At 65.5% G+C, this 11,630-nt stretch carries 13 protein-coding genes; 9 read left to right on the forward strand and 4 right to left on the reverse strand.

Annotated elements, in window-relative coordinates:
* Positions 1-4: 4 nt before the first annotated feature.
* Complete coding sequence (locus ACFWB0_RS16655; RefSeq protein ID WP_378491571.1) at positions 5-529, reverse strand: Rv3235 family protein; 525 nt, start codon at positions 527-529, stop codon at positions 5-7.
* A gap of 125 nt (positions 530-654) precedes the next feature.
* On the opposite strand from ACFWB0_RS16655, the gene ACFWB0_RS16660 reads away from it, so the two are divergent.
* The 6 genes from ACFWB0_RS16660 (at position 655) to ACFWB0_RS16685 (ending at position 6,659) form a co-directional block, all read left to right on the forward strand.
* On the forward strand, positions 655-891 hold the full coding sequence (locus tag ACFWB0_RS16660) for a hypothetical protein (RefSeq protein WP_378491572.1): 237 nt from the start codon (positions 655-657) through the stop codon (positions 889-891).
* Positions 888-2,300 carry a wax ester/triacylglycerol synthase family O-acyltransferase gene (locus tag ACFWB0_RS16665; protein ID WP_378491573.1) on the forward strand — a complete coding sequence of 471 codons (1,413 nt, stop codon included), beginning with the start codon at positions 888-890 and terminating at the stop codon, positions 2,298-2,300. Before ACFWB0_RS16660 ends, ACFWB0_RS16665 begins: the two co-directional genes overlap by 4 nt.
* Before the next feature lie 3 nt (positions 2,301-2,303).
* Positions 2,304-2,807: a DUF6912 family protein gene (locus ACFWB0_RS16670; protein WP_378491574.1), complete on the forward strand. Its 504-nt coding sequence runs from the start codon at positions 2,304-2,306 to the stop codon at positions 2,805-2,807.
* 75 nt (positions 2,808-2,882) lie between these two features.
* Positions 2,883-4,013, forward strand: a complete 1,131-nt coding sequence (locus ACFWB0_RS16675) for a ferredoxin reductase (protein ID WP_378491575.1) — start codon at positions 2,883-2,885, stop codon at positions 4,011-4,013.
* Between the two features lie 53 nt (positions 4,014-4,066).
* Positions 4,067-5,362 carry a fatty acid desaturase family protein gene (locus tag ACFWB0_RS16680; protein ID WP_378491576.1) on the forward strand — a complete coding sequence of 432 codons (1,296 nt, stop codon included), beginning with the start codon at positions 4,067-4,069 and terminating at the stop codon, positions 5,360-5,362.
* A gap of 61 nt (positions 5,363-5,423) precedes the next feature.
* A complete protein-coding gene (locus tag ACFWB0_RS16685) occupies positions 5,424-6,659 on the forward strand; it encodes a fatty acid desaturase family protein (RefSeq protein ID WP_378491577.1) in 1,236 nt (411 codons plus the stop codon).
* Positions 6,660-6,743: 84 nt separating this feature from the next.
* On the opposite strand, the gene rsgA is transcribed toward ACFWB0_RS16685, so the two are convergent.
* Both rsgA and aroA read right to left on the reverse strand, forming a co-directional pair.
* Positions 6,744-7,763: a ribosome small subunit-dependent GTPase A gene (gene rsgA, locus ACFWB0_RS16690; protein WP_378491578.1), complete on the reverse strand. Its 1,020-nt coding sequence runs from the start codon at positions 7,761-7,763 to the stop codon at positions 6,744-6,746.
* A complete protein-coding gene (gene aroA, locus ACFWB0_RS16695; protein ID WP_378491579.1) occupies positions 7,730-9,016 on the reverse strand; it encodes a 3-phosphoshikimate 1-carboxyvinyltransferase in 1,287 nt (428 codons plus the stop codon). Before aroA ends, rsgA begins: the two co-directional genes overlap by 34 nt.
* A gap of 93 nt (positions 9,017-9,109) precedes the next feature.
* On the opposite strand from aroA, the gene ACFWB0_RS16700 reads away from it, so the two are divergent.
* Complete coding sequence (locus ACFWB0_RS16700; RefSeq protein ID WP_378491580.1) at positions 9,110-9,856, forward strand: SOS response-associated peptidase; 747 nt, start codon at positions 9,110-9,112, stop codon at positions 9,854-9,856.
* A 24-nt stretch (positions 9,857-9,880) separates the two neighbouring features.
* Here the strand turns inward: ACFWB0_RS16700 and ybaK are convergent, their stop codons facing one another.
* Positions 9,881-10,378 (reverse strand): Cys-tRNA(Pro) deacylase, encoded by a 498-nt coding sequence (gene ybaK / locus ACFWB0_RS16705; RefSeq protein ID WP_378491581.1) that lies wholly within the window; start codon positions 10,376-10,378, stop codon positions 9,881-9,883.
* Positions 10,379-10,623: 245 nt separating this feature from the next.
* Here ybaK and ACFWB0_RS16710 point away from each other — a divergent pair, with 245 nt between their 5' ends.
* Together ACFWB0_RS16710 and rsrA are read left to right on the forward strand one after the other, a co-directional pair.
* Positions 10,624-11,292 (forward strand): sigma-70 family RNA polymerase sigma factor, encoded by a 669-nt coding sequence (locus ACFWB0_RS16710; protein ID WP_378491582.1) that lies wholly within the window; start codon positions 10,624-10,626, stop codon positions 11,290-11,292.
* Entirely contained in the window at positions 11,289-11,567 is a 279-nt protein-coding gene (gene rsrA / locus ACFWB0_RS16715) for a mycothiol system anti-sigma-R factor (RefSeq protein WP_378491583.1), read from the forward strand. The genes ACFWB0_RS16710 and rsrA overlap by 4 nt, the downstream gene beginning before the upstream one ends.
* Positions 11,568-11,630 lie beyond the last annotated feature (63 nt).

Genomic DNA, 11,630 nt, shown 5'->3' on the forward strand with positions numbered 1-11,630 from the left:
ACTCTCAGCCGAGCCACAGGGTCGTGATGACCCAACCGTGACGGTTGTGTCCGCGTGCCGGGGCGCGCACGACCCGTCCGGCCATCGCGAACACACGATGCCCGCGTGCGTAGGACCCGAACAGTTCTGCCGTGCGGGCATCGCGTGTCTGTAGGCGTGCGCGCAGCACGACGGCCGAGTCCGCTTCGGACCGGGCATGACGTGCGGCGCTGAACGTCGTGGCCAGCGCCGGTGTGAGCACCGTCGAGAGTTGAGTGTCCGGTCGGCGGCCGTCCACGACTTCGAGGACGAGCCTCACCGCGAGATCTGCGAACCGATGCGCACTCGGATCGATGTCCGGACTCAGCGGCGTATCCAGTGGGATCCGCGAGCGAATCCGATCCGCGGCCACACGGGTGCGTCCGGACCGGCCGGAGTGCGGTGTGGTCCGGCGTAGGGCGTGTGGCCGGTGCGCGGTGCAGGATTCCTGCACCGGAGGCTCGAAGAGTGGAACGGGTCGGATGAAGCGGCCCGATTGCGGACGTGACATGCGCGAAACCCCCGGAGCATCGATCTGTACCGGCCGGCGGATGCCGGTCGGTGGTGGGCTCCGGGAGAGGACGGAACCAGGCACATCGTGACATATCGTCCTGCAAGGAGCTCGGTGACGTCGGCGTGGTGGAACCGGACGAAGAAAGTTGTCTCCCGGCTGCACAGGGGTCGGCTCCGGAACCGGCGCAATGGGTGTTCATCGACGATCTCGTCGTGAACGTGCGCGGCGCTGCCGCGGCGGGGATGGCCGGTGCCCACCATGACGTTCCGCGCGCGATGAGGGCAGGGTTGGCCGTACTCTTCAGTATCGACGAGGCATCGGAAGTTGCCGACGGGATCGAGGGGGACGCTTCGCTATGACGAGCCGTATGACGGCGCAGGACGCATCGTTCTACTACCTGGAGACGAGTAACACTCCGATGCACATCGGATCGCTGGCCATCCTCGAACCCCCGGAAGGCGGACTCGAGTACGAGAGCGTCGTCCGCCTCGTCGAGAAGCGTCTCCCCGAAGTCGCTCGGTACCGGCAGAAGGTACGCGAAGTGGCCTTCGGTATGGCGCGTCCGGTCTGGGTCGACGACCGGGACTTCGACATCACCTATCACGTACGACGCTCGGCGCTGCCCCGGCCCGGATCGGACGAGCAGCTGTTCGATCTGATCGCACGCCTGATCTCCCGTCCCCTCGATCGCACCCGCCCCCTGTGGGAGATGTATCTCGTCGAAGGCCTCGCCGACGGCCGGGCCGCGTTGTTCACCAAATCCCATTCCGCCCTCGTGGACGGCGAGGACTCCCTCGAGATCGGCCAAGTTCTGTTCGACCGCACTCCCGAACCGCGCGAGGTCCCCGAAGAACTCTGGATGCCCGAGCAGGAGCCATCGGACACCGCGCTGTTGGTGGGTGCATTCGCGGGTTCGGTGGCGCGACCCGGTGAGGGAGTGGCCGCCGTGCGTACGGCGCTGGGCGATCTCGCGTCCACCATCGGGGAGACCGTCGATGTGGTGGGCAGGCTCGCGAGAACGGCCGCGCAGTCCGCGCCGGAATCACCGTTGAACGCGTCGATCTCACGCAGCCGCAGGTTCACGGTCGTGCAGTCCGGACTCGGGCCCTACCGAACGATCCACGCGCGCTACGGATGCACGATCAACGACGTGGTGCTCGCCGTCATCGCGGGTGCCTTGCGGTATTGGCTGTTGTCGCGTGGCGAGCCGGTCACCGAGGCGACCACGGTACGTGCGATGGTGCCGATGTCGGTGTACACACAGGAGCCGGAAGGAGCCGTCGGCGACGGCGATACCATCCAGGTCCATCCTCAGGGCGAGGTCTCGTCGTTCCTCGTGGACCTGCCGGTGGGCGAACCGAATGCGGTGGTGCGTCTGTCGCACATCTCGCATGCGGGTGAGGCCTATTCGCGACAGCGGAGACGTATCGCGGCGCAGACGATGATCCGGTTGTCCGGCTTCGCTCCGGCCACGATGCACGCGGTGGGCGCACGGGTCGCGTCGGGGTTCTCGCAGCGGATGTTCAATCTCATGATCACCAATGCCCCGGGGCCGCAGCACGCGCTGTACCTCGCGGGGGCACGCGTTCTCGCGATGTACCCGGTGTCGCCGTTGCTCAAGACACAGGCGCTCAGCGTTGCCCTCACGTCGTACGACGGCAACATCTACTACGGTTTGAATGCAGACCGCGATGCCATGCCCGATGTGGATGTCCTCGCATCGTTGCTGCACGAATCACTCGAGGAGTTGTTGGATGCCAGTAGGTGAGAAGTGACGCGCGTCTATGTGCCTGCGACGCTCGCGATGTTGCAGCGGCTCGTGGCCGAAGGGGAGATCGATGCGGTGAGCGGGACGGCTTTCGCCGTCACAGCGGCTCTGCGTGAGGCATACACGGCAGGCGACGACGACGAGCTGGCCGAGGTTGCGATGGCAGAGGCCGCGCGCGCCTCGCTGCGGTTGCTCGCGACAGAGGATGCCGACGGGACGCTCGGAGCCAGGCGGGTCGTTGTCGCAGCCGACGTCGATGGCGCGAAGCCCCGCCCCGATCTCGACGACGCGGTGGTCAGGCTCGACGCGGCGGTGCCGATGTCGGCTGTCGCGTCGGTCCACGTCGACCTGGGCGAGGCTTCGAGCGATGTCGAGCGTGCCGTGGCAGTGATCGACGCGGCCGACCTCGGGGACGAAGAAGCGGAGTTCGTGCTCGGTGACGCGGAGGACCACGAACTCGCGTGGTACGCCGCTCAGGAACTACCATTCCTGCTCGAGCTCCTCTGACGAACCGGTAACCTACGCCACCGTAACTTCTGCTAACCTACGGTGGCGTAGGAATCGGCGAGGAGAAGGTGTCGGATGGGTTTGAAGGAATGGATCGAGAAGCCGGCGGCGCACGTCGTTTCCTCGGAGCGGTCCCTGTCCAATGTGGTGCGTGGCGCCGTGGCTCGCGTGACCACGCCGCTGTTGCCCGACGACTACCTTCATCTGATCAACCCGCTGTGGTCGGCGCGTGAGCTTCGTGGCCGTATCGTCGAGGTTCGTTCGGAGACGCCCGACTCCGCCACCATCGTCATCCGCCCGGGGTGGGGTTTCGACTTCGCGTACGAGCCGGGTCAGTACATCGGTATCGGTCTGCACATAGAAGGACGCTGGCACTGGCGTTCGTACTCGCTGACGTCCACGCCGGTTCACGAAGACAGAATCATCTCGATCGCTGTGAAAGCGATGCCTGAGGGACTTCTCTCCAGCCACCTCGTCAACGGGGTCCCGGCCGGGACCGTCATTCGGCTGGCGGCGCCGCAGGGCGATTTCGTTCTGCCCGATCCGCCTCCCGAGAAGATCCTCTTCCTCACCGCAGGCAGTGGCATCACGCCCATCATGTCGATGCTTCGCACGCTCGACCGACGCGCGACCGAACGTGGTGCGGCAATTTCCGATGTCGTGCACATCCACTCGGCGCCGACCCTCGACAGCGTGATGTTCCGTTCCGAATTGGAGGGGTTCGACGAGACGCACGAGCAGTTCCATTCGCACCTCCAGTTCACGCGCGAACAGGGAAAGTTCGCCCTGTCGAGCCTCGACGAGGTGTGTTCGGACTGGCGTGACCGTACCGTCTGGGCGTGTGGGCCCCAGGCGATGCTCGACGATATCGCTGCGTTCTGGAAGGGCGCAGGCATCGATGAGAAGCTGCACCTCGAGCGTTTCGCGGTCACCCGCGCCGACACGTCGGGATCCGGCGGCACGGTCACCTTCGCGAAGTCCGGTAAGACGGTTACCGTCGACGGCGCAACCACCTTGCTCGAGGCGGGCGAGAGTGTCGGTGCTCTCATGCCCTTCGGTTGTCGCATGGGAATCTGTCAGACTTGTGTGGTGCCGCTGCACAAGGGGCACATCGTCGACCTCCGGTCGGGCAAGGAACATGTAGAGGGCGAACGTGTCCAGACCTGCATTTCCGCGGCAGCAGGCGATTGCACGCTCGACGCCTGACTGCGTCGATCAACACAGATCAGAACAGATCAATACAGGGGGAAGGGCCCCGTTTGGCTATCAGCGATATTCGGGAGTTCGCTCATCTGACCGACGCCGATGTCGAGGCGCTCGGACGTGAGTTCGACACCATTCGAAGTGATATCGAGCGTTCGCGCGGGGTGCGTGATGCGCGGTACATCCACAACACCATCCGGCTGCAGCGGACGCTCGAAGTCGTCGGGCGTGTGGCGCTGTTCCGATCACGGGACCGGGCGTGGTGGTTGCTCGGCGCCACCTCGCTGTCGTTGGCGAAGATCATCGAGAACATGGAGCTCGGGCACAATGTGATGCACGGGCAGTGGGATTGGATGAACGATCCCGAAATCCACTCGACATCCTGGGAATGGGACCAGACGGGCCCGTCCGAACATTGGAAGCGTGCCCACAATTACGCGCACCACACCTACACGAACATCGTGGGGATGGACGAGGACGTCGGATTCGGCATTCTCCGGATGACGCGCGACGAGAAGTGGCGTCCGATCAATCTCCTGCAGCCTGTGGCCAATGTGATCCTCGCTGCGACCTTCGAGTGGGGCATCGCGCTGCACGACCTGTCGGCGGCGAAAGACCTCCCGGGTATGCCGCCGGCGCAATGGAATTCGGGGCCGAACAAGGAGTTCGTCGTCAAGGCGGGCAAGCAGGTCCTCAAGGACGGGGTGCTGTTCCCCGCGATCACCGGCCCTGCATGGCGCTCGACCCTCACTGCGAACCTCACTGCGAACCTCGTTCGTAATCTCTGGGCGTATGCGGTGATCTTCTGCGGACACTTCCCGGACGGCGCGGAGAAGTTCACGCCCGACGAATTCGAGCGGGAGACGCGAGCGCAGTGGTATCTGCGTCAGTTGCTCGGCAGCGCGAACATCTCGGGCGGCAAGATCATGGGATTCATGACCGGCAACCTGAGCTACCAGATCGAGCATCACCTGTTCCCGGATCTGCCGAGCAATCGGTATCCCGAGATCGCGGCCCGCGTCCGTGCGTTGTGTGGGAAGTACGATCTGCCGTACACGACCGGATCGCTGGGGCGTCAGTACTGGCTTGCGCTGCGCACGATTCACAAGCTTGCGCTTCCGGACCGGTTCCTGAAGGCGACGTCCGACGACGCACCCGAGACGTCGTCCGAGCGCAAGTTCCGGAACGAGCGGGCGAACACGGGTTTCCCGGCCATCACTACGGATCCGATCACGGGTCGGCGGCGGGGTCTGCTCACTGCTCTGCGGGCACACGCCGAGCGCGCTGTCGCGGCACGGCGCACGAAGGCTGCTGTGCGACACGGGAAGACGACCGTCTCCAGCAATGCGTGATTCTGGTCACAGCCGAGAATCCATCAACCTACGGGATCGTAACCTACGGTAGGGTAAGTGCATGGCGATTTCGGATGTCAAGGAGTACGCGCACCTCACGGAGGCCGACGTCGAGGCCATCGGCCGTGAGCTCGAAGCGATCAGGCGCGATGTGGAAGAGTCGCGCGGTGAGCGCGACGCCCGATACATTCGCAACACCATCCGGCTGCAGCGTGGCCTCGAGATCGGCGGACGTGTCGTCCTCCTCGGCTCGCGGAAGCGTCCCCTCTGGATTCTGGGGACGACCATGCTGTCGTTGTCGAAGATCATCGAGAACATGGAGCTCGGTCACAATGTGATGCACGGGCAGTGGGATTGGATGAACGACCCGGAGGTGCACTCGGCGAGCTGGGAGTGGGACAACGCCGACCCGTCGGCGCACTGGAAGGTCACTCACAACTACCTCCACCACAAGTACACCAACATCCTGGGTATGGACGACGATGTCGGATACGGTCTGCTCCGCGTCACGCGTGATCAGCGGTGGAAGCCGTTCTACCTCGGCAACGTCGCGTACAACGCGATCCTCGCCTCGCTGTTCCAGTACGGCATCGCGATTCAGCTGCTCGAGCTCGGCAAGGTCATCCAGGGCCGCGACGATCGCGAACTGACGAAGGTTCGTGGCAAGGAGGTGCTCGCCAAGATCGGTAAGCAGAACCTCCGCGACTACGTCGTCTATCCGGCGCTGACCGGCAAGGCGTGGAAGTCCACGATCAAGGCGAACGCCACCGCCAACTTCGTTCGCAACCTGTGGACCAACGCGGTGATCTTCTGTGGTCACTTCCCGGACGGTGCCGAGAAGTTCACCAAGCAGGACATCGAGAACGAAACCCGCGCCGAGTGGTACCTGCGGCAGATGCTGGGCTCGGCGAACATCTCGGGCGGCAAGGTCATGGACTTCATGACCGGCAATCTGAGCTACCAGATCGAGCATCACATCTACCCGGACCTGCCGTCGAACCGGTACGCGGAGATCGCCGTGCGAGTGCGTCAATTGTGCGACAAGTACGACCTGCCGTACACGACCGGTCCCCTGGCGGTGCAGTACTGGAAGTCGTGGCGCACCATCGCCAAGCTGTCGCTGCCCGACAAGTACCTCAAGGACACGCGCGATGCCGCGCCCGAAACCGCATCAGAGCTCGGTTTCGGCGGACCGGCCGAAGTGGATCCGATCACGGGGCGCAGGGTGGGCCTGGCATCCACCATCGAGAAGACGCGTAAGCGTGGTCTCGTCCGCCGTGTGCTCGGTATGCGCTGAACCCGCACGTCACAGGCTGAACCACGTCACAGACGGAAGAGCCCGACCTCGTTTCGACGAGGTCGGGCTCTTCGCGTACACGGTCTACCAGGAGTCGTTGGTGGCCAGTGCGGCCAACAGCTCCCGCACGGCCATCGCGCGGCGTAACGACTGGCCGTCGAGGGTGTCGAGTGCGCACTCGGGATCTGCCGGCGGACCGAGGTGGGTGCATCCGCGAGGGCACCGCTCGACTGCCACCGCGAGATCGGAGAATGCGCCGATGACGTCGTCGGATCCGATATGAGCAAGCCCGAACGACCGGATGCCGGGTGTGTCGACGACCCAGCCGCCGTCGGGAAGTGGCAGGGCCACCGACTGCGTGGACGTATGCCGTCCTTTGCCGACTCCGGACACGACGCCTGTGGCGCGTGCGGCGTCGGGGACGAGCCGATTCACCAGTGTCGACTTACCGACCCCGGAATGGCCGATCAGCGCCGTCACCCGGTTGTGCAACAGTGCGGTCAGTTCGGTGAGGTCGTCGTCCTGTCCGGCGAGCATCACCGGAACGGCGAGGTCTGCGAAGTGAGCGGCGAACTCGTCGGGATCGGCGAGGTCGCTCTTCGTCAGGCACAGCACCGGGGTCAACCCGCCCGTGTACGCCGCCACCAGCGCGCGCTCGACCAGCCCGGTACGAGGCGGAGGGTCGGCCAGCGCGACCACGATCAACAGGTGCGAAGCGTTGGCCACCACGACCCGTTCGTACGGGTCGGTGTCGTCCGCGGTGCGCCGGAGCACGGTGGCGCGGTCGTCCACGCGCACGATCCGGGCGAGTGTATCGGGACGTCCCGACAGATCACCGACCACACCGACCTGGTCGCCGACGACGATGGGAGTCCGGCCCAGTTCTCGGGCGCGCATCGTGGTGACGGACCGATCCGGATCGCCGTCCAGGACGACACCCCAGCGTCCCCGGTCGACGGAGACGACCATGCCGTCCATCGCGTCGAGGTGAGCGGGCCGATCCTTGGTCCGCGGACGCGATCCTCTGCCAGGGCGGACCCGGACATCGGATTCGTCGTACTGTCGCCGTTTCAGGAGCGGACTCCCGTCAACATCGACTCCCACAGAGATTCGAAACCGGGCAGTGTCTTCGCTGTCGTACCGATGTCCTCGACCTGGACCCCGTCGATCACGAGACCGATGATGGCGCCCGCCGTCGCCATCCGGTGGTCGGCGTAGGACCGCCACACTCCGCCGTGCAGCGGCATCGGCTCGATACGCAGGCCGTCGTCGGTCTCGGTGACCGATCCGCCGAGCCCGTTGATCTCGGTGGCCAGAGCGGCGAGCCGGTCGGTTTCGTGACCGCGCAGGTGGGCGATCCCGCGCAGGTGCGACGGAGTGGTTGCGAACGCTGCGACCGCTGCGACGGTCGGGGTCAACTCACCCACGTCGTGCAGGTCCACATCGATGCCGACGAGGCGCTCAGGCCCGCGGACGATGAGGGAACCGTCGGTCAGCGACACTTCGGCGCCCATGCGCTCGAGAATATCGCGGATGGCGTCCCCGGCCTGGGTGGTCGTCGCCGGCCACAGCGGCACCGAGACAGTTCCGCCGGTGACGGCCGCGGCGGCGAGGAACGGTGTGGCGTTCGACAGGTCGGGTTCGACCGTCACATCGTGCGCCTCTATCGTGCCCGGCGCGACTCGCCATGTGTTCGGTTCCGATGTGTCGACGGAAACTCCTGCTGCCCGAAGCATTTCGACGGTCATCTCGATGTGCGGCATCGACGGGACAGGCTTGCCGTCGTGGTGCACGACGATGCCCTCGTCGAATGCCGCAGCCGACAGCAACAGACCCGAGACGAACTGCGATGACCCGGAGGCATCGATCGTGACACTGCCGCCGCGAACAGCGCCCTTGCCTTGCACAGTGAAAGGGAGTCCGTCACCGTCGATCTCGGCGCCGAGGCCGCGCAGCGCATCCAGGACCGTGCCCATCGGGCGGACCCGCGCCTGTTCGTCGCCGTCGAAGTGCACATCGCCCTCCGCGAGAGCCGCCAGCGGCGGGACGAACCGCATGACGGTGCCTGCGAGGCCACAGTCCACCGTGCCGGCGCGCACTGTACCGGGCGCGACGTCGAGGGTTGTGCCACCGTCGCGGTCGGCGATCGTTGCTCCGACGGCGCGTAGCGCACCGATCATCAGATCGGTGTCGCGGCTGCGCAGGGCACCGGTGATCGTCGACGGCCCGTCGGCCAGCGCGGCGAGGATCAGGGCGCGATTGGTGATCGACTTCGATCCGGGCAGGGCAACGGACGCGTCGACGGCGGTCACGGCTCGGGGTGCTCTCCACAGGCTCACCTGTCCATCTTCGCCCATCGGGGGGTCGGACCTCGACTGCGGATGGTCCTGCACGGTGAATACGCCCGAAGTGGATGGCACGGTGTCGGTCGCGGCTGCCACACTCGTGGCATGTGCGGTAGGTATGCGACCACGGTGGATCCGGCGACGTTGGCAGCCGAACTCGATGCGCTCGACGAGACGGGCGATGCCGAGATCGTGCCCGAGTACAACGTGGCGCCCACGACCGGTGTGCTCACTGTCGTGGCGCGGCACGATCGTGAAGATCCGGAGAGCGCGGCACGACGTCGGATACGGCGCATGCGCTGGGGGCTGGTGCCGTCCTTCGCCAAGGAGATCGGCAAGAGCGCGCCGCTGTTCAACGCGCGATCCGAGTCGGTCGCGACCAAACCGTCCTTCGCGCAATCGCTCCGCTACAAGCGTTGCCTCGTCCCGATGGACGGTTGGTACGAATGGCAGGTCGAACCCGCCGCCGGCGGCAAGACCCGCAAGGTTCCGTACTTCATGTCGCAGGGTGACGGCTCACGTATCTACATGGCAGGCCTGTGGGCGGTGTGGCACGACCCGCGCACCCCGGACGAGCCGCCACTGCTCAGCACCACCATTCTCACCGCGGATTCGATTGCGCAGCTGAGCAACGTGCATCACCGGATGCCCCTGATCATGCCGCCCGAACGATGGGACGACTGGCTCGATCCCGACAGTCTCGGGCACCCGGATCTGATCGTGCCCAGCGCAGAGGCCGTCGGCGGGATCGAAATCCGGCGTGTGTCCGACAAAGTCAACAGCGTCCGGAACAAGGGTCCGGAGCTGCTGGCGCCCGACGACGGCAGCGGCGATCAGTTGGCTTTCCTCTAGGCCCTCGCGGGAGTCGACCGATCGTCAGCGTCCGACGGTGACGGGCGCGACCACGGCGCCGGTGAGGCGGATCAGATCGGCAGGAGCCAATTCGATCTCGAGGCCACGCCGGCCGGCGCTGCACAACACGCGGTCCCACATCAGCGCGGAGGCGTCGACGACGGTGCGCAAGCGCTTGCGCTGACCGAGCGGCGAGATTCCACCCAGCACATACCCGGTGGCGCGTTCGGCGGCCTTGCGTTCCGCCATGGTTGCCCTGCTGCCGCCGAGCGCTCCCGCCGCGCCCTTCAGCGACAGCGTGTCGGGTACGGGAATCACTGCGACGGCGAGCGCACCGCCGGACAATGAGATCACCAGGGTCTTGAAGATCTGTGGTGCGGCGACGTCGAGACGCTCACCGAGGATGTCCGCCGCTTCTGTGCCGTACGACCCCGATTTCGGGTCGTGTGAATACTCGTGGACCCGGTGGTCGACCTTCTCACGCTTCAGCAGAGTGGTCGCAGGGGTGGAGGTCGAGGCCATGATCGTGAGTGTAGGAGAGTCGGCCCGGCCGAATGGGCAGTGTGTCGGCCCGGCCGAAATCAAGGATCCGAAAGTGGACGTGCGGGAACAAGTCGCACCGAGAGGTTGTTGATCCCCGGTGGGTCGCGCGTCGAGAACTTCGGCCGCGTCGAGCAGGAATGTCGAGCGAGAAGATCGGAGCACCGGTGCCGGTACTGAGCCCTCCCCGTGCGGACCCCGGCTGCCCGGTAGCCTTCACCAAGGGGATGAGTGAAGGGATCGGTGTGGTCGAGGAGTCTGCAGAGCAACTGGCCGAGCGGTTCGAGCGGGATGCCATGCCCCTGCTCGACCAGCTCTACGGCGCCGCATTGCGGATGACCCGCAATCCCGCCGACGCGGAAGACCTGGTGCAGGAGACCTACATCAAGGCCTTCTCGGCGTTCCGGTCGTTCCGGGAGGGCACCAACCTCAAGGCGTGGATGTACCGGATCCTGACGAACACGTACATCAACACGTACCGGAAGCGGCAGCGCCAACCTGCCCAGTACCCGACGGACGAGATCACCGACTGGCAGCTCGCTGCGTCCGCCGAGCATTCGTCGATCGGTTTGCGCTCCGCCGAGGTGGAAGCGCTCGACGCGCTGCCCGACGACGACATCAAGGCGGCGCTGCAGGAGCTTCCCGAGGACTTCCGGATGGCGGTGTACTACGCGGATGTCGAGGGTTTCCCCTACAAGGAGATCGCCGAGATCATGGGCACGCCGATCGGCACGGTGATGTCCAGGCTCCACCGTGGACGCAAGCAACTTCGAGGTCTCCTCGCCGATGTCGCACACGAACGTGGGTTCTTCCGCGGCCGCACGACGGGCGAGGCAGCGACTGTCGGTAGCGACGGGACCATCAGCACCGAGGGCCAGAAGGGAGTCTCGCAGTGAGCGAGCAGGCAGATTACGAGCGACTCGACTGCTCCGCGGTCATTGCGGACGTGTACCTGCTCCTCGATTCGGAGTGCGACGAGGCGTCGAGGACTCGACTCCAGCAGCATCTCGACGACTGCGGTTCGTGCCTCGAGACGTACGGCATCGAGGAGAAGGTCAAGGCGTTGCTCAGCCGCAAGTGTGGGGGTGAACACGCGCCGGAAGGACTGCGAGAACGCTTGATGATCGAGATACGCAGGACGGTCGTGGTGAACGTCAGGGAGTACGAATAGGACGGGCGACACCGCCTGCGAATTCGAAGGCTGTAGACGTCGCGGGGGCCGGAAAGCAATGCT

This window comes from Rhodococcus sp. NPDC060086 (assembly GCF_042730275.1).
Taxonomy (GTDB): Bacteria; Actinomycetota; Actinomycetes; order Mycobacteriales; family Mycobacteriaceae; genus Rhodococcus.